General features: G+C 66.3%; 14 protein-coding genes. 4 read left to right on the top strand and 10 right to left on the bottom strand.

Going from position 1 to position 18,111, the window contains the following annotated elements:
• Positions 1–352 precede the first annotated feature (352 nt).
• From AC06FB_RS11075 to AC06FB_RS11065, 3 genes are all read right to left on the bottom strand, one after another.
• A complete protein-coding gene (locus AC06FB_RS11075) occupies positions 353–820 on the bottom strand; it encodes a hotdog fold domain-containing protein (protein WP_478053698.1) in 468 nt (155 codons plus the stop codon).
• Between the two features lie 74 nt (positions 821–894).
• Entirely contained in the window at positions 895–3,372 is a 2,478-nt protein-coding gene (locus tag AC06FB_RS11070; protein ID WP_065174795.1) for an acyl-CoA dehydrogenase, read from the bottom strand.
• The gene (locus AC06FB_RS11065) at positions 3,369–4,286 is read right to left on the bottom strand and encodes an alpha/beta fold hydrolase (protein WP_065174796.1); all 918 of its coding nucleotides are present in this window, start codon (positions 4,284–4,286) and stop codon (positions 3,369–3,371) included. The genes AC06FB_RS11070 and AC06FB_RS11065 overlap by 4 nt, the downstream gene beginning before the upstream one ends.
• Positions 4,287–4,427: 141 nt before the next feature.
• Here AC06FB_RS11065 and AC06FB_RS11060 point away from each other — a divergent pair, with 141 nt between their 5' ends.
• The gene (locus AC06FB_RS11060; protein ID WP_053520195.1) at positions 4,428–5,030 is read left to right on the top strand and encodes a TetR/AcrR family transcriptional regulator; all 603 of its coding nucleotides are present in this window, start codon (positions 4,428–4,430) and stop codon (positions 5,028–5,030) included.
• Between the two features lie 139 nt (positions 5,031–5,169).
• Here the strand turns inward: AC06FB_RS11060 and AC06FB_RS11055 are convergent, their stop codons facing one another.
• The 3 genes from AC06FB_RS11055 to hslO all read right to left on the bottom strand — a co-directional run bounded on the left by AC06FB_RS11055 (position 5,170) and on the right by hslO (position 10,158).
• Positions 5,170–7,914: a TonB-dependent receptor gene (locus AC06FB_RS11055; protein ID WP_065174797.1), complete on the bottom strand. Its 2,745-nt coding sequence runs from the start codon at positions 7,912–7,914 to the stop codon at positions 5,170–5,172.
• Positions 7,915–8,298: 384 nt separating this feature from the next.
• The gene (locus AC06FB_RS11050) at positions 8,299–9,147 is read right to left on the bottom strand and encodes an XOO1806 family protein (protein ID WP_053520197.1); all 849 of its coding nucleotides are present in this window, start codon (positions 9,145–9,147) and stop codon (positions 8,299–8,301) included.
• A 117-nt stretch (positions 9,148–9,264) separates the two neighbouring features.
• Positions 9,265–10,158 (bottom strand): Hsp33 family molecular chaperone HslO, encoded by an 894-nt coding sequence (hslO, locus tag AC06FB_RS11045; protein WP_180876610.1) that lies wholly within the window; start codon positions 10,156–10,158, stop codon positions 9,265–9,267.
• Between the two features lie 77 nt (positions 10,159–10,235).
• Here hslO and mtgA point away from each other — a divergent pair, with 77 nt between their 5' ends.
• From mtgA to AC06FB_RS11030, 3 genes are read left to right on the top strand one after another with little or no spacing between them, the layout of a single operon-like run.
• Complete coding sequence (mtgA, locus tag AC06FB_RS11040; RefSeq protein ID WP_053520199.1) at positions 10,236–10,985, top strand: monofunctional biosynthetic peptidoglycan transglycosylase; 750 nt, start codon at positions 10,236–10,238, stop codon at positions 10,983–10,985.
• 45 nt (positions 10,986–11,030) lie between these two features.
• Entirely contained in the window at positions 11,031–12,050 is a 1,020-nt protein-coding gene (locus tag AC06FB_RS11035) for a glycosyltransferase family 2 protein (RefSeq protein ID WP_478053697.1), read from the top strand.
• Positions 12,010–12,441 carry a CBS domain-containing protein gene (locus AC06FB_RS11030; RefSeq protein WP_053520201.1) on the top strand — a complete coding sequence of 144 codons (432 nt, stop codon included), beginning with the start codon at positions 12,010–12,012 and terminating at the stop codon, positions 12,439–12,441. The genes AC06FB_RS11035 and AC06FB_RS11030 overlap by 41 nt, the downstream gene beginning before the upstream one ends.
• A gap of 296 nt (positions 12,442–12,737) precedes the next feature.
• Here the strand turns inward: AC06FB_RS11030 and AC06FB_RS11025 are convergent, their stop codons facing one another.
• The 4 genes from AC06FB_RS11025 to AC06FB_RS11010 all read right to left on the bottom strand — a co-directional run bounded on the left by AC06FB_RS11025 (position 12,738) and on the right by AC06FB_RS11010 (position 18,104).
• A complete protein-coding gene (locus tag AC06FB_RS11025; protein ID WP_478053696.1) occupies positions 12,738–14,711 on the bottom strand; it encodes an AsmA family protein in 1,974 nt (657 codons plus the stop codon).
• 85 nt (positions 14,712–14,796) lie between these two features.
• Positions 14,797–15,435 carry a PAQR family membrane homeostasis protein TrhA gene (gene trhA, locus AC06FB_RS11020; protein WP_053519889.1) on the bottom strand — a complete coding sequence of 213 codons (639 nt, stop codon included), beginning with the start codon at positions 15,433–15,435 and terminating at the stop codon, positions 14,797–14,799.
• A 113-nt stretch (positions 15,436–15,548) separates the two neighbouring features.
• Positions 15,549–17,153: a peptide chain release factor 3 gene (locus tag AC06FB_RS11015; protein WP_053519888.1), complete on the bottom strand. Its 1,605-nt coding sequence runs from the start codon at positions 17,151–17,153 to the stop codon at positions 15,549–15,551.
• A 66-nt stretch (positions 17,154–17,219) separates the two neighbouring features.
• Positions 17,220–18,104: a M23 family metallopeptidase gene (locus tag AC06FB_RS11010; RefSeq protein WP_478053695.1), complete on the bottom strand. Its 885-nt coding sequence runs from the start codon at positions 18,102–18,104 to the stop codon at positions 17,220–17,222.
• Positions 18,105–18,111 lie beyond the last annotated feature (7 nt).

Genomic DNA, 18,111 nt, shown 5'->3' with positions numbered 1-18,111 from the left:
ATCCATGCCGCGGACACCCCCGCGAACCCAACCCGCCCGGCCCCTGACAGTTTCCGCGGGCGTCCAGCCCACGCAGAAGAAAAAAAAGAGCAAACAGCAACAGCAACAGCAAAAGCGGCCGATGGGCCGCTTTTGCTTCTGCTCTTCTTTTTTCTTCTGCGTGGGTTGGACGCCGCACAGATCTGTCAGAGGCCGGATGGGTCGGGCCGGGCGGGGTATCCGCGCCATGGATGGCGCGGCTAAGCCCCCAGGGATGGGTTCACGGCGTCCCCGCCTGGCTCGACCCATCCGGCCCAACCGATAACCGCATGCCGCGACCAACCCACGAGGGGCTGCGCCGTTGGCCGGAACCTCACTTGGCCGGCGACATCCACATGTCGATGACCGCGCTGAACACTTCGGTCCCTGCACGGTCGCGCACGCTCACCGTCACCGGCAGCGCATAGCCCTGGGCCGCGACCACGATCGGCTGCGCCGGCAGTGCCACCGCCTGCAGCGTGCCGCGTGCCTTGGCCAGGTACTGCACCTGCATGCCCTTGGGGATCCAGCGCATGCCCTTCGGCAGTGATGCATCAACCATCAGCCCGGCCGTCAGTTCGGCCAGATTGCACATCGCGATCGCGTGCACTGTGCCGATGTGGTTGCGCACCCTGCGCCGGTCCACCAGCGTACCTTCGCAGCGGCCGTTTTCCAGGCGGGTGATGCGCGGCGCGATGCTGGCGAAGTAGGGCGCCTTGAAGCACACCGCGCGCGAGAACAGCCAGGTGCCGGCAGGCCAGCGCTGCAGGCGGTGGTAGAGCGAGAGCAGGGGCGTGGACATGGTGGGATTCCGTTGGGCGGATAAAGCGACGGCGGGCCGAGGCCCGCCGTCGAGGCAACGCGTGTCGCGGGCGATCAGGCGGCCTGCGAGTGCGGGTCCTTGTGCTGGCGGTCGTAGTAGCTGGCCGCGCGCAGTTCGTGGGTGTCGAAGTCGTCCACGGTGATGGTGTCCAGGGTCAGCGTGCGCAGCTCTTCCAGCAGCGTGCGCTCGTCCTGGGTGATCACACCTTCGGCCACGGCTTCGTCCAGCTGGCTCTGGAAGTCCAGCGCCTCGATGCCCTTGCTCTTCAGCGCCTTCAGGAACTTGCGCTCCACCGGCTCGGCCATGATGGCCTTGGCCAGATAGCTGTTGATGCGGCCGCCCGGGTTGTTCTCGCACGGGGTCAGGAACACACCCTGTGCCAGGCGGTCGCGCGCTTCGTTCGGCGCCATCAGCAGAGCGGCGACGCGACGGCTCAGGCGATCACCGGGTGCTTCGGCGCGGCGGCCCAGCGGGAAGATCAGTGCCCACATCAGCCAGCCGATCGGACGGATCGGGAAGTTGCGCAGGGCGGCCGACAGCGATTCTTCGATCTTGTGCACGCTGTCATGGAAGGCCCACGCCAGCAGCGGCTGGTCGGCCTGCGGTGCGCCCTCATCGTGGTAGCGCTTGAGCATGGCGCTGGTCATGTAGATGTGGCTCAGCACATCGCCCAGGCGGCCGGACAGCGATTCCTTGAACTTCAGCTTGCCGCCGAGCGTCATCATCGAGATGTCGGCCATCAGCGCCAGATTGGCCGAATAGCGGTCCAGCTTGCGGAAATAACGGCGGGTGTAGGCATCGCCCGGGGCGGCACCGAAGCGGGCGCCGGTCAGGCCGAACCAGAACGAGCGCACGGCGTTGGAAATGCCGTAGCGGATGTGGCCGAACAGGCTGCGGTCGAATTCCTGCAGGCCGGCACGGGTATCCGGATCCTGTGCAGCCTTCATCTCCTTCAGCACCCACGGGTGGCAGAGAATCGCACCCTGGCCGAAGATCAGCAGGCTGCGGGTCATGATGTTGGCGCCTTCCACGGTGATCGCGATCGGCGCAGCCTGCCAGCTGCGGCCGGCGAAGTTGCGCGGGCCGAGGATGATGCCCTTGCCGCCGATGACATCCATCACGTCGGAGATCACCTCGCGGCTCATGCTGGTGCAGTGGTACTTGGCGATCGCCGACGGTACCGATGGCACGTCGCCGCGGTCGACGGCGGCAGCCGTGGCCTGCGACAGCGCGCTGATCTTGTAGGCCTTGCCGCCGATACGGGCCAGTGCTTCCTCCACGCCTTCAAAGCGGCCGACCGACAGGCCGAACTGCTTGCGGATGCGCGCGTAGGCGCCGGTCACCGCAGCGCCGGCCTTGGCGCCACCGCTGGCGGTGGACGGCAGCGTGATCGAACGGCCCACGGCCAGGCATTCGTTGAGCATGTTCCAGCCCTTGCCGGCCATGGCAGCGCCGCCGATGAGCTGGGTCAGCGGGATGAACACGTCCTTGCCGCGAATCGGGCCGTTCTGGAAGGTCGAGTTCAGCGGGAAGTGGCGGCGGCCGATTTCGACGCCGGCGGTATCGCGCGGCAGCAGGCCCAGCGTGATGCCGATGTCGCGGGTCTCGCCGATCAGGCCATCCGGGTCGTACATGCGGAAGGCCAGACCGATCAGCGATGCGACCGGAGCCAGGGTGATGTAACGCTTGTCGAACGTCAGCCTGACGCCCAGCACCTGCTCGCCATTCCATTCGCCCCGGCAGACGATGCCGTAGTCGGGAATCGAGGTGGCATCGGAGCCGGCAAACGGGCCGGTCAGGCCGAAGCAGGGCACTTCACGACCGTCGGCCAGACGCGGCAGGTACTGGTCCTTCTGCTCCTGGGTGCCGTAATGCACCAGCAGTTCGCCCGGACCCAGCGAGTTCGGCACGCCGACGGTCGAGCTGACCACCGAGGATACCGAGGCCAGCTTCTGGATCACCTTGTGGTGGGCCAGCGCGGAGAAGCCCAGGCCGCCGTATTCCTTCGGGATGATCATGCCGAAGAACTTGTTCTTCTTGATGAAGGCCCACAGCTCGGGCGGCAGGTCGGCGTGGACGTGGGTGATCTCCCAGTCGTTGACCATCCGGCACAGCTCTTCCACCGGGCCGTCGAGGAAGGCCTGCTCCTCGGCGGTCAACTGCGGCTTGGGATAGTTGAGCAGGATGTTCCAGTCCGGATCGCCGGTGAACAGTTCGCCCTCAAAACCGACCGAGCCGGTTTCCAGTGCGATGCGCTCGGTCTGCGACAGCGGCGGCAGTACCTTGCGGAATACCTTCATCATCGGACCGGTCAGCAGCGGCTTGCGGATGAACGGCAGCAGCAGCGGTACAGCGATCACGGCCAGCACGGCGGCGGCGACGATCGTGGCGGTCTGGTTGACGTAGGGGATGAACCAGCAGGCGACCAGCAGCGCGGCGCTGATCAGCGTCCAGGTGACCAGCCGCATGCGGTGGTAGGCGGCGAATGCACCTGCCAGCAGCAGGGCAAGGAAGGGAAGAACGATGCTCATGAGCGTGCTCCGGTGACGTGCTCGTTTGTGACGGACGAAGCTGCGGCGTCCACCGCAGGCAACACGTCCAGATAGTCCAACACAGTAGCGGTAAAGGCGTCGTTGTCGTCGCCGGCGACCATGTGCGTGGCCTGCGGCAACTGCACGTGGCGCGCGTGCGGGGCCAGCGCCAGGAATTCGGCCACGGTCTGCGGCGTGACCAGGTCACTGCGCCCCCCACTGACCAGCAGCATCGGGCACTTCACCTGGCGCGCGGCATCGGCCAGCGCATCCTGGTGCTGCTCGCTGTCGCGGGCCAGCTCGGCGACCAGGCGCGGATCCCAGTGCCAGCGCCAGCGGCCGTGACCATCCTCGCGCAGCAGCGCGCGCAGCGACTGCTCGGATTTGCGAGGCCGGTGCGGCATGTAGGCGGAAATCACGTCGGCGGCCTGGGCCAGCGAGGCGAAGCCATCGGGATGGGCGGTCATGAAGGCGAGGATGCGCTCCACGCCCGCGGTATCCCAGCGCGGGGTGATGTCCACCAGCACCATCGCCGAGAACAGGCCCGGCCAGCGCGATTCGGCCAGCAGGCCGAACAGGCCGCCCATCGAGGCGGCGACCAGCACCGGCGGGCGCGGCTGTTCGCCGGCCAGCACGATCAGGTCGTCGGCGAACTGCTCGCCGTGATAGGGCAGGTCGGCGGCATTCCAGTCCGAATCGCCGTGACCGCGGGCGTCGTAGGCCAGCGTCTGCAGGCCGGCAGCAGACAGCGCGCGGGCCGTGGCGTTCCAGGCATGCCGGGTCTGCCCGAAACCGTGGGCGAACAGCACCCGGCCGCGGCGGCCGTGATCGCTGGCCGTGGCGGCCAGCCGTGTGCCGTGCGCGGCTTCCAGACGCAGGTCGTGGAACGCAACGGGTGTGGGGGAAGTAACCATACTTGCTAGTATGGATCGGTTGCGGGGGATGTCAATACTGCATGGTATGGTGCGGCGCGTCAGGTGGCCGGTCTGCACAGCGGAGCCCTTCGGCTGCATCCGCGTACTGCAACGAACCCCGCCGTATGGTTAAATCACTCCATGAATCAACCTGACGCTTCTGCCGGCGAACCGCGCGCCGGCCGCAACAGCCGCCTGAGCGCCGAAGACTGGGCCCAGGCGGCCCTCGATCTGATTGCTGAACAAGGCGTGGGTGCCGTCGCGGTGGAACCGCTGGCGCGGCGCCTCGGCGTCACCAAGGGCAGCTTCTACTGGCATTTCCCCTCGCGCGACGCACTGCTGCAGGCGGCGTTGGAGCGGTGGGAGCTGTTCGAGCAGGAGCAGGTGTTCGGCAGCCTGGAAGACGTGCCGGATCCGCGCGCGCGCCTGCGTCAGCTGTTCCAGATGGTGGCGCACGAAGTGCAGCCGCACATCATCTACAGCGAGCTGCTGAAGGCGCTGGACCATCCGATGGTGCGGCCGGTGATCGACCGCGTTTCGCAGCGTCGCCTCGATTACCTGATCGCCTCGTTCCGTCAGGCAGGCCTGAGCTCCACCGACGCACGCCATCGTGCGCGCCTGGCCTATGCGGCCTATGTGGGCTTCCTGCAGCTGTCGCTGCAGCTGCAGCAGCCGAAGCAGGCGCGGGAGGATTTCGAAGCCTATGTCGAACACCTGATCGAGACGCTCATCCCGAACGGCTGACGGTTTCCGTTGCCCACGAAAAAGCCGCGACCTGATCGCGGCTTTTTTGTTGCCGGTGCAGGGTGGTACGCCCCGGCAGTGCAGAAAGAACAACGGCCCCTTGCGGGGCCGTTGCTGCAGTCATCGATCGATCAACCGATCAGAACTTCTGCTTGTACTGCATGTACATGTAGCGGCCCGGCAGGTCGTACTGCGGGTCGAACATGTTGTAGGACACCGTGTACGAGACCGGCGGATCCTTGTCCCACGCGTTGTTCAGGCCCAGCATGATGGTGCCCTTCCACGGGGTGTTGTAGCGCACCTGGATGTCGTGGTACGTGGTGGCACCAATGTGGTTCTTGCGACCTTCCGGATCCGAGCAGTAGGCACGGGTGGATGCGCCCAGCAGGCAGTCTTCGGTCATGCCCGACTTGTAGCGCAGGCCGTAGTTGACACCGAAGTCACCGTAGGACCAGTCGACGTACAGGTTGGAACGGACGCGCCAGTACGGATCCTGGTCCAGATAGCGGCCCTGACGGCCATCAACCGGAGCATCTTCGGTCGACTTGGTCTCCCACTTGCTCAGGTAGGTGCCGTCCAGGCTGACGGTGAACTGGCCGAACGAGGTTTCCGGCAGCTTGTACAGCACGCCCAGATCCCAGCCCTCCACCTTGTACGACGCCAGGTTCATCAGCGGCATGTCGACGTTGGTGATGGTGTAGCGCTCGTTGATGGTGCCGTAGTTCGGGTCACGCGTGATCAGACCGCAGTAGGCTGCCTGCTGCTGCGCGGTACCACCGTAGCAACGATCCATGATGTCGCCGATCGCCGGGCGGGTGATGGCGTCTTCGATCTTGATCTGCCACCAGTCCAGGGTCACGTTCAGGCCGGAGACGAAGCTCGGGCTCCACACCAGGCCCAGCGTCTTGCTGGTCGAGGTTTCCGGCTTCAGATCCGGGTTCGACTTCCAGGTGAACGGCTCGACGGTCTGCAGCGGGCCAGACTCGCCATCGGTGTTCGGCTGGACGAAGTTCGCCGGAACGCCCTGGGCGATACACTGCGCCAGCACTGCGCCGGTCGGGTTGTTGGCCCGGGCACACGGGTCGGCGTAGGTCTCGAACGAATCGGTGTCGCCGCGGTACAGGTTGTTGATGCTCGGAGCGCGGAAGCCTTCGGAATAGTTACCACGCACCATCAGGTCTTCGATCGGCTTCCAGCGGAAACCGAACTTGTTGTTGGTGGTGTTACCGAAGTTGCTGTAGTCCGAGTAACGGGTCGCCACGCTGAAGTCCAGCAGCTGCGCGCCCGGCAGATCGGCCAGGACCGGGATCGACAGTTCCAGGTAGAACTCGTCCAGGTCGTAAGCACCCTTGGTCGGCGCAGCGCCGTTGCCGGTGCTCAGGCCCGCTGCGATGAAGGCGTCGGGGTCGAACTGGCCGCTTTCCCTGCGGTTCTCATAACCGGCAGCGAAGCCCAGCGCACCGGCCGGCAGCTGCACGATCTCACCGGAGATGTTGGCGTAGTAGCTCTTCGACACCAGGCTGGCCGAATCGTGCGCGGTGAACGAGGTGTAGTCGAGTGCCGCCTGCGAGATCGAACCTTCGCCACCCAGCGGATTGATCGGTGCGCAGCCCGGAATGACGGCTCCGCCTGCGGTCAGACAGACAGCCTGGCCATCGCGGAGCGCCGACGGACCATACGCCTCATCCAGACGCTGGATGTTGAACAGGCCGTAGGTCAGGTCGTTCTGGTCGGTCTTGTCGTAGCGGTAGCCGACATCCCAGTCGAAGTTGCGGTCGGCGAACTCGAAGAAGCCTTCAAAGCCACCGTAGAAGTGCCAGTTCTTGACGTTCTGGTTGAACGAACGGCCGCCGGTTTCATTGAAACGACGGTTCACGCCGGTCAGGTCCTGGCCGTACGGGTTGTACATGCTGTCCGCGCTGAGCGTCATGCCCGTCACCGGCATGGCCGCCAGCAGCTGCTCGGACTTGCGCTCGTTGTACATCGCCTCGGTGCGGAAGGAGATGTTGTCCGTGATGTTGTACGAACCCACAGCGAACAGCGAGGTGCGCTCGTTCGGGGTCAGCAGGTAGTTGTCCGGCGCGGTGTTGTAGCCGTGCACGTTGCTGACGAACGGGGTTTCCACGCCATTGATGATGACGTAGCGCTGATCATTGCGGACGTAGGAGCCCGGGATGCCGGTGCCGCTCTGGCCGCTGAAGAACGGCGGGCCGCCAGCGGAGATCTTGCGATTGCCGGCCATGACCTCCTTCTCGTTCACGTAGGACGCACCCAGCACCAGCGACGCACGGTCGGTGGTGGTGCCGATGGTGAAGTCATAGGCTTCACGATCGCCGTCGCCCTGGCTGTACTGGCCCTTGTAGAAGTTTGCCTCGGCGCCGTCGAAGTTCTGCTTGGTGATGATGTTCACCACGCCGGCGATGGCATCCGAACCGTAGATGGTCGAAGCGCCGTCCTTCAGGACGTCGATGCGCTCGATCATCGCGGTCGGGATGGTGTTCAGGTCGACGCTGCCGTCCAGACCGGTGGTCCAGCGACGGCCGTTGACCAGCACCAGGGTGCGCTCGGCGCCGAGGTTGCGCAGGCTGACGCCGGCCGAACCGTCACCACCGTTGTTGAAGGTGCGGTTCAGTGCGGCACCGTTGGCGGCGACGCGCTGCAGGATATCGGCAACCGAGGTCACACCCTGCTTTTCGATATCGGCGCGGGTCAGGCTCAGGACCGGCTGCGAGGTTTCGATGTCGGTGCTCTTGATGCGCGAACCGGTCACCGAAATGCGATCCAGGTTGGTCGCTTCCTGCGCCTGGGCGGTTACGGACGTGGCCGCACCCGCGATCAGCGCGACGACAACAGCGTCACGCAGCTTGTTGGACTGGAAATTCATTGGCTCTCTCTCTCCAAGAAATCTTGGCTGGGGTTATGCCCGGCGGGGAAGCGAAAGTGCGCTTCCAAATCGCGAGGCTGAGCCGATAGTAGCGGGCGCCTGCAAAGAATTAAAGCTGTGTTAATCAAAGCTGTGATTTGTGTAAATTTATGGAATGTCAATACTTTTCAACGGCTTGCAGTAGGGTTTGTGGCATGGTGCCTCGTTTGTTAAAAAAAAATGATGAAAAAAGTTTCCATTGATATGTATCGAAACATGTCGCGGCGGCGAGAAACGCACACATTGCGACAGCGCCGGAGGGGCGCAGAGGGAGTGCGGCACACGCAAACGCAACGGGCGCCTTCCGGCGCCCGCGATGTCACTGCATGAGGGAGGTGTGAGCGGTCAGAGATCCTGCTCGTAACGCACATACGGCACGGTGCCGTCGTCGTTGCTCTCGTTGCGTGGAGAGAAGGGGTTCTTGCCGCGGCTGATCACGTTCTCGGCGCCGACGGTGAGCTGGCCGGACCACGGCGTCCGCCAGGTCAGGCCGATGCCCAGACCTTCCCACTTGCCAGGGCGGCCGGGCACGTCGACCACGCGGCCGATGATGCTGCCGGTGAAGTTGCCGTAACCGGCGCCGAGGCTGAGGCTCTTGCTGTCCCAGCGATCGACCAGGGCCGGCGAGGCATCGGCCAGCGGAACCAGGCGTGCCTTGGCGTAGGTGCCGGCGATGGACACGAATCCTTCGCGGCCGATGTTCTTCTGCGCGAACACGGTCAGGTCGTTCTGCTCGGCACGCAGGGACGGCGTCTTGTTCGGGCCGGCCAGCCAGGCGGGCAGTGTTTCGCGACCGGTACCGGCGGTGATGCCCAGGCGGCCGCTGCCCCGGTTCAGGGCAGCCGTGCCGGTGAAGCGGCGGCTGCTGAGGTCATCGTCGTCGCCCAGGCTGGCCAGCATGCAGTGGCTGGCCAGACCGCTGATGCTGGTACTGCTGCTGTTGCTGCAGAGCAGGCCCAGCGAGTCGCCCGACGACAAGCCAAAGGCCGCATCCAGCGAATTGCGGCCGAAATGCCAGCGGGCGCCGGCGGCCTGCTCACCGGTGGGTTCCAGGTAGAGCAGGGCTTCGACCTTGCCGCTGCCCTTGTTCCACACCGGCAGCACCGTGCGGGTGTCCTTGCTCTGCGCATGCGCGCCCGCGACCGCGCCAAGGGCGATCAGCAGGGCCAGCGGTAGACGCAGATAGGTACGCATCGGACCAGTTCAGACAGGGACAGACAACGGAAGTTCCCGCAGGGGCGGGGACTCGATCCTAGGGTGTTTATGATTTCTTAACAAGCCTTGATCCTCCCCAGGTGCAAGACCCGCCGCTTACTGAAGGCGTTCAGGTGCCGGAACAGCCCCCTCGGCACCGTGGAACAGTATGCCGAACTCCGTCAACGGGAAGTGATACTCCCGCCCGCAGAATTCGCAGCGGACTTCGACCTCGCCGGTGGCTTCGGCCGCCGCCCGCGCCTCTTCCTCGCCCAGCGACTGCAGCATCGAGGCGACCCGCTCGCGCGAGCAGGAGCAGGCAAAGGACAGTGGCTTGCTGCCCATCAGCTCCGGGTTCTCCTCATGGAACAAGCGGTGCAGCAGCTGCTCGGCGGGAGTAGCGAGCAGTTCGGCCCTGCCCAGGGTCTCGAACAGGGCACTGGCGCGTGACCAGCCATCTTCGTCGCCCTCGTCGCCGGGTAGTTTCTGCAGCAGAAGGCCGCTGGCCCCCGTGCGGTCGGCGGCCAGCAGCAGTCGCGTCGGCAACTGCTCGGACTGCCGGAAGTAGTCCTCGAAGGCCTCGTCCAGTTCCGCGGCGCTGAGCCCGACCAGGCTCTGGTAGCGCTGCGGTTCGCGCGGGTCCAGCCCGGGGTTCTCGATGGTGATGGCGAGGAGGGCGTCATCGCCCAGGCTGGACAGGTCGCGCGGCGCGTCGGCGCCCTCGCTGAGCTGGGCGATGCCGCGCAGGGTGCCGGCGGCGGTGCATTCGGCGAACAGCGTGCGCAGGGTCGTGCTGCTGCGCAGCTGGATGGACAGGCGGCCGTCGACCTTGGTGTGGCCGGTGAACAGCGCCGAGGCCACGCAGGCTTCGCCGAGCAGCTCGGCTGCGGCGTCCGGGTAATGGGCATGGGACAGGATTTCCTGCCAGGTGGCCTGCAGGCGCACGTGTACGCCGCGGACACCCGCGTCGGGAAGCAGGAAGCGGATCAGGGAATCAGGTTGGGCGGTCATCGGCTCACATCGCGCGGAAACAGGGGTGGTTGCCGGATAATGCGCCGACAGCCAGGCAGAAGAAGGATGCACCACTAATGGGGGCAGGGGGAGAGCAGGACAAGGTGAAGGTGGCCGGGGACGTTCCGCGCCGCCGGCGTTGGCACTGGAAGCGGCTGCTGTGGCTGCCGGTGCTGTTCGTGGCCTTCAGCTGCCTGCAGGTGCTGGTGCTGCGCTTCGTGGATCCGCCCATTTCCAGCGTGATGCTGTGGCGCTACGGGGAGGCGCTGGGTGCGGGCGACTGGGCCTACCGGCTGCACTACCAGTGGCGGGATCTGGACCAGATGGCGCCGAGCCTGCCGATTTCGCTGGTGGCGGCCGAGGACCAGCGTTTCCCCGAACACAGTGGGTTCGATCTGCAGGCCATCGAGAAGGCGCGTGACCACAACGCGCGGGGCGGCCGGCTGCGCGGGGCCAGCACCATCAGCCAGCAGGTGGCCAAGAACCTGTTCCTCTGGCAGGGCCGCAGCTGGATCCGCAAGGGCCTGGAGGTCTGGTACACGGTGCTGATCGAAACGTTGTGGCCCAAGCAGCGGATCCTGGAGATGTACGCGAACATCGCCGAGTTCGGTGACGGCGTGTACGGTGCGCAGGCGGCGGCGAAGACCTTCTGGGGCAAGGACGCCGCGCGCCTCAGCCCGGCCGAGAGCGCACGGTTGGCGGCCGTGTTGCCGGCACCGCGGCGCTACAGCGCGGCCTCGCCCGGTCCCTACGTACAGCGTCGCGCCGCGTGGATCCAGCGCCAGGCCCGGCAGCTGGGCGGCGCTGCGTACCTGGCCGAGGACTGAGGCGGGCGTCTGCGCCGCTCCGCACTGGCGACGTACAATCCGGGCATGATCCGTGAACGCCTCACCGTCGTCATTGCCGCCTGCAACGAAGCTCTGGCGCTGCCGGTACTGCACCCGCGCCTGTGCGCGGTACTGGATGCGATGCCGGACATCGATGGCCACATCCTTTACGTGGACGACGGCAGCCAGGACGGAACCTGGGAGGTGATCGCCACGCTGGCGCAGTCCGAGCCACGCGTGTCGGCGCTGAAGCTGTCGCGCAATTTCGGCAAGGAGGCCGCGCTGACCGCCGGGCTGGATCTCGTCCGCGAGGGTGCGGCGATGATTCTCGATGCCGACGGCCAGGATCCACCGGAACTGCTGCCGCAGTTCGTGGCGCGGTGGCGCGAGGGCTATGACAACGTCTATGGCACGCGCCGGGCGCGCGCGGGCGAGAGCTGGGTCAAGCGTGCGACCGCGGCGATGTTCTACCGGGTGATCGGCCGCCTGTCGCGCACGCCGATTCCCGCCGATACCGGGGACTTCCGCCTGCTGTCGCCACGCGCGCTGAGCGCGTTGCGTGAAATGCGCGAGCGTCACCGTTTCATGAAGGGGCTTTTCAGCTGGGTTGGCTTCCGCCGGGTGGCGGTGCCGTACCAGCGCCACCCGCGGGTGGCCGGCAGCAGCAAGTTCAGCCTGTGGCGGCTGTGGAACTTCGCACTGGAAGGCATCACCGGTTTCTCCACCGTGCCGCTGCGCGCGGCCACCTATCTGGGCCTGGCCACTGCGGCGGTGGCCTTCGTGTTCGGTGTCTGGGTGATCGTGAAGGCCGCGATGTACGGCGACCGCGTGGCGGGCTGGCCGACGATGATGGCGGTGATCCTGTTCCTGGGCGGCGTGCAGCTGATCGCGCTGGGCCTGATCGGCGAGTACCTGGGGCGCCTGTATGAGGAGTCCAAGCAGCGTCCCCTGTACCTGGTTGACGCCTGGCTAGCATCGTCCGTGGCAGACTCCGTCGTGCAACCCACCCTGGGAGGGCAGACAGATGACGTCGGTACGGCAACTGTTGGACGGCAAGTCCCCTGAAGTGCATGCGGTCGCGCCCGGCGCGGCGGTGATCGATGCGATCCGGCTGATGGCCGAAAAGGGCATCGGTGCGGTGCTGGTGATGGAAGGGCCGCGACTGGTCGGCATCCTGTCCGAACGTGATTACGCCCGCAAGATCGTCCTGCGCGATCGTTCCTCACGCGATACGGCGGTAGCCGAGATCATGACTGCGAAGGTGGTGACGGTGGCGCCCGGCGAACAGGTCGAACATTGCCTGCAGCTGGTCACCGATTACCGTATCCGCCATCTGCCGGTGGTGGAGGGGGGACAGGTGCTGGGCGTGATTTCCATCGGCGATCTGGTGAAGTCGGTGATCGATGCACAGCGCCGCGAGCTGGACCAGCTGCAGCAGTACATCGTGGCGGGATGAGTTTTCGCTGGCGGGCCTGCGGCCCGCCGGCCCGCTGTTCGGAGCCGAAGCCAAAGCCAAAGCCAAAGCGGTGCCTTGCTGATGCGCCGGAAGGCGGAGGGCATGGCCGTGCAGGACACGCCGTAAACCCTTCCATGGGGGCTCGATGGCGCCATCCATGGCGCCAACGGTCCTGCACGGCCATGCCCTCCGCTTCTGGATACATTGCTGGGAACGCGGTGGGTAGCGGCCAGCCTTGGTTGGCAACACCTTGTGGTTCCGCGCGCGCCCCTCAATTCGCGATCCAACAAACGCTACTACTTCGCGTACTGCCCGCCGCAGTCGGCGTCCTTGCCGGGGCCCAGTTCGATCGTGGCCAGTAGCGCGGCCGGTGGCGCGATGCTTCCCAGCGCCAGGGCGACCGCACCGCGGACGCCGAGCGCCTTGAAGTCCGGGCGGAACGAAGGATCCTTGAACGTTCCGGCGATGTGCAGCGGCGAGCGCAGCACGAGGATGCTGCGGTCCTTCGGCCGTGGCTTCAGCAGCAGGTCCAGCGACTCATCGCGCAGGCTGACGGTGCCTTCGCCGAGAATCAGCGTGTCGGTGGTATCGACGGCGAACGTGCGGCTGGTCATCAATCCCTCGCGTACGCCGAAGTCGGCAAAGGCGCAGCGCAGCGGAATCTGCTTGTCGCCGGTCACCAGGAACTTGACTGCCTCGGTGATGTCCAGCCCGGCCAGTTCCATCACCAGATTGCCGACGTGGCCACGTCCCATTGCCAGGCCCACATCGCCATTGCTGCTGCCCAGCATGGCGGCGATCGAGTTGCCGCGGCCGCTGAGGTCGATTTCGCCACCGATGCCGCCCTTGGCCTGCTCGGCCAGCTTCGCATCCGGGAACAGTTGTCCCAGCTGCACGCCGCGCACGCTGGCCTTGAGCGCGGTGGCGATCTGCGGCTGCCGCGCATCCATGCGGATCGTGCTGCGGATGTCACCACCGGCCACACCGAAGTTCAGCGGGTCCAGCCGCAGCACGCCATCGTCCAGCAGCAGATGCGCATCCATATCGTCAAGCGGCAGCGATGGTGCGTTGATGCGATGTGCCTTCCAGCGCACATCGGCATCCATCGCGCGCAGCTTGCCGAGATTGTACGGCGTGTCCGGCAGCACCCTGGTACGCGCCGCCACGCGTGCGGCCTCGGCCTTCTGCTCGGCGTTGGCGGTCTCGCCGCCACCGGTTCTGGGCGGGGCGCCGACAAAGCCGGCCAGGTCGTCGAAGTCCAGCCGGCGGGACTCCAGCGTGGCCGTCAGGCGCGGGCGCGCACCACCTGTTTCGAACTTCACATTGCCGCCGAGATCGCTGTCGCCGACCTTGCCGGTGAACTGCTCGTAGCGCCACACGTTATGGTCGCGCTTCAGGCGCCCCTCCAGGGCATAGGGCGGCGAAGGCGGAATGGCGATGCCCAGCAGGGGATACAGGTCGGCCAGATCCTGGCCACTGAGCGCGAAAGCGAGGTCGAGCACCTGCAGCTGGAAGGGATTGGTCAGGGTGCCATGGGCGACGGCATGGGTGGCACCTGCACGCCCATCAAGATGGATGCGGAAGGGATGATCGCTGTCGGTCAGTTCCAGCGGAGATTCGGTGCCGCCGCGAAGGGTGAAAGGATTGCCCTGCCAACGACCCTTGCCCTGCACCAGCAGGGGCGGCGCGGCATCCGCCTGCCTGGGCCGGCCACTACGCACATTGACATGGATGTCGGTGCGACCCGCCGCGTCGATGAACTGCAGGCGGCCGTCATCGATACGCAGCCGCTTGAGCTGGGGCGTGGCGCCGCCGCGGCTGTCACCCAGGAAATCCCAGTTGCCCGGCTCGCCCTTGCGTGGGGCGGTTTCCAGCAGCACGTCGGGACGGGTCAGGCGGATCTCGGGAAGCTGCACGCTGCCCCGCAGCAGGGGCCACACCCGCAGGTCGATTTCGACCCGGTCGGCACTGGCCATGTTCGGCTGCTTCGCCCATGACGCATTGGCGAACGTGACGGTGTCGGCGCGGATCGTGCTGGTACGGCCGAGGTCGACATCCAGGTTGCCGATCTGCAGCACGCGGCCGGTCCGCGCCTGTACCGCCCGCTCGACCGGCCCCTTGAACCAGTTCCAGTCCCAGAGCGCGATCAATACCAGGATGGCCGCCAGCAGGAACACCAGCACCGCCAGCCAGCGCTGGCCTCGCGGGCCAGGGCGGCGGAAGCGCCAGCGCGACGGACGCGGCGGAGCAGGGGAGGCAGTCGCATTCACGCTGCCATGGTTGCCCTGCGCGGGTGGACGCAGCGCGAAGCGTTCATGTGCGCGGTGTGCACAGGAACGCGTGTGGCACGGATATCTACAGCACCTGCATGGTCACCGCGACGAAGTGGCAGACACTGCCGCCGATCACGAACAGGTGCCAGATCGCATGCGAATAGGGGATCGATTCGCGGTGATAGAAGTAGGTTCCCAGCGTGTAGGAGATACCTCCGGCCAGCAGCCAGCCCAGCGTCCAGCCATCGATGGAGGCCAGCATGGGCTTGACCGCGACGATCACCAGCCAGCCCATGGCCACGTAGATGGCGGTGGACAGGCGCTTGAAGCGGCCGGTATAGAACAGCTTGAACACCACGCCGGCCAGGGCCAGCGTCCAGATCGCGGCGAACAGACCCCAGCCCCACGGGCCACGCAGGCCGATCAGCGTGAACGGCGTATAGGTACCGGCGATCAGTACATAGATCGCGCAGTGGTCGAAGACCTTCAGCCTGCCCTTGGCAACCGGATGCTGGATGGCGTGGTAGAGGGTGGAGGCGGTGTACAGCAGCAGCAGCGCGATGCCGAACACGATCGCACCTGCCAGTTGCCAACCATCGCCGTAGATGGCGGCCAGGGTGATCAGCACGGCACCCGCACCGAGCGCCAGTACGGCGCCGAGACCGTGGGTCAGCGCACTGGCGATTTCTTCGCGGATCGAAGCAACGGAAGTCGAGGACATGGCGTAGGCATCATTCGCGGGGAGGGGGACCCGCGCCCCCCTATCATCGCCGCGATGGCGGGCGCATGCACGCCCGCCTCCACACGGAAGTCCGATGTCCTGACTGGCCGGATTCAGCCAGCGGTTAGGGTGTGCGCGGCCTCGCGGGTGGCGGCAAAGCGCACGTCGGGCGCGCGCTCCTGTGCCAGCTGCAGGTTGACCCGGGTCGGCGCGAGATAGACCAGATGGCCGGCGGCGTCCAGCGCCAGGTTCAGCGCGTTCTTCTCGCGGAACTCTTCCAGCTTCTTCTCGTTGCTGCAGTGGATCCAGCGCGCCGTGGTGACGCTGACCGGCTCGAAGGTGGCTTCCACGCCATACTCGTCCTTCAGGCGGTAAGCGGCCACGTCGAACTGCAGCACGCCCACCGCACCCAGGATCAGATCGTTGCTGGTCAGCGGCCGGAAGAACTGGGTCGCGCCCTCTTCGGAGAGCTGGGCCAGGCCCTTCTGCAGCTGCTTGAGCTTGAGCGGATCGCGCAGGCGCGCACGGCGGAACAGCTCCGGGGCGAAGTTGGGGATGCCGGTGAAGGTGACGGCCTCGCCTTCCGTGAAGGTATCGCCGATGGAAATGGTGCCGTGGTTGTGGATGCCGATCACATCGCCTGGCCAGGCCTCGGCGGCGATTTCACGGTCGCTGGCCATGAAGGTCAGGGCGTTGGCCAGCTTCATCTCCTTGCCGGTGCGCACGTGGAAGGTCTTCATGCCCGCGCTGAAGCGGCCCGAGCACACCCGCATGAAGGCGACGCGGTCGCGGTGCTGCGGGTCCATGTTGGCCTGGATCTTGAACACGAAGCCGGTCAGCTTGCTCTCTTCCGGGGCGATCTCGCGGCCGGTGGTGGCGCGTGCCTGCGGCGATGGCGCGTGCTCGACGAAGAAGTCCAGCAGGGGCTGCACGCCGAAGTTGTTCACGCCCGAACCGAAGAACACCGGCGTCTGCTTGCCCTCGCGATAGGCCTGCAGGTCGAACGGATGGCTGGCGCCCTGCACCAGCTCCAGTTCATCGCGCAGGTCGGCCAGCATCTGTACGCCGATCTTCTCGGCCAGGCCGGGAGCGTCGATCGACGGGAAGATGGTCGAATCCTGGCGGGTGAAGTTGCGACCCGGTTCGTACAGGTGCACCTCGCCGGTCAGCAGGTGGACCACGCCCTTCAGGCGCTGGCCCATGCCGATCGGCCAGGTGACGGGCGCGCACTGGATGCCCAGCACGGTTTCCACTTCATCCAGCAGTTCGATCGGATCCTTGCCCTCGCGGTCGAGCTTGTTGATGAAGGTCATGATCGGGGTGTCGCGCAGGCGGCACACTTCCATCAGCTTGATGGTGCGCTCTTCCACGCCCTTGGCCACGTCGATCACCATCAGTGCCGAGTCCACCGCTGTCAGCACGCGGTAGGTGTCCTCGCCGAAGTCGGCGTGGCCGGGGGTATCGAGCAGATTGACGATCTTGCCTTCATACGGGAACTGCATCACCGAGGAGGTGACGGAGATGCCGCGTTCCTTCTCCAGTGCCATCCAGTCGGAGGTGGCATGGCGGGCCGCCTTGCGGCCCTTGACCGAGCCGGCCATCTGGATCGCGCCTCCGAACAGCAGCAGCTTTTCGGTCAGCGTGGTCTTGCCGGCGTCAGGATGGGAGATGATGGCGAAGGTGCGGCGACGCGACGCTTCGGTGGCGACTTCGGACATGGCAGTGGCGCCCGCCCGGGGCGCTTTTCAAAGAGATAAGCGCCTGATTATACCGGCCGTGGCCGGTCAGCGCCCGGCCGCGCCCTCGGTATCACCCTGGCGGGCGAACTGCAGCTGTCCCTGGGAGGTGAAGATGCGCACGGGTACCGAGCGCAGGGCCATGCCGCGGTTGACCTGCACCACGAAATGCAGGTGCGGGGCGCTGCTGTAGCCGCTGTTGCCGGACAGGCCGATTGGTTGTCCGGGCTGCACGGCCTGGCCACGACGGACGCGCATGCCGCCTGCCTGCAGATGGCCGTACAGCGCCATGCTGCCGTCGCTGTGCAGGACACGGATGAAATTCGCCCTGCCGCCGTCGCGCTCGCGGTCCTGGCCGTTGCCGCGGAAGCCGTCCTGGATCTGCATCACGGTTCCCTCGCGCGCGGCCAGCACCAGCGTCGCCTCGGGCAGGGCGAAGTCCACGGCGTCGCGGTTCTCCTCGTCATCGTGGCTGAACCGGCCCTGCGGCGCCTGGTCCACGCGCAGGCGTGCGGCGTCGAACGGCAGGCGGTAGGCCACGTCTTCGGCGCGGGCGTCGGGACGGCCCGGTACCGACTGCAGGCGTACGTCGAGCGTGCTGCCGCCCACGGGCGGGGGCAGGTGACCGACCACGAAGCTGCTGTCGCCCTGCACCAGCGACCGTACCGGCAGGCCCTCGATGGGGCGCCCGGGTCCAGCGCGCAGTTCAACCTGTAATGGGCCGGCCAGGGTGTTGTCGATCCGGGCCTGCCAGTATTCGCCCACCTGCTGCAGCCGCAGTTGCGCCATGGGGGCCGCCTGGCCGATGCCCTGCGTGCTGGGCGCGGGGGCCGGTGAGGGCACCAGGCCCCAGCCCTGCCGCCAGTCGGCCGCTCCGGCGGTGGTGCTGATCAGCAACGGCAGCAGCAGGCAGGACAAGGGCAGGCGCGGCATCGGGCGT

Source organism: Stenotrophomonas sp. Steno-C15, assembly GCF_056393265.1.
This window is presented reverse-complemented; position numbering and strand designations above follow the sequence as displayed.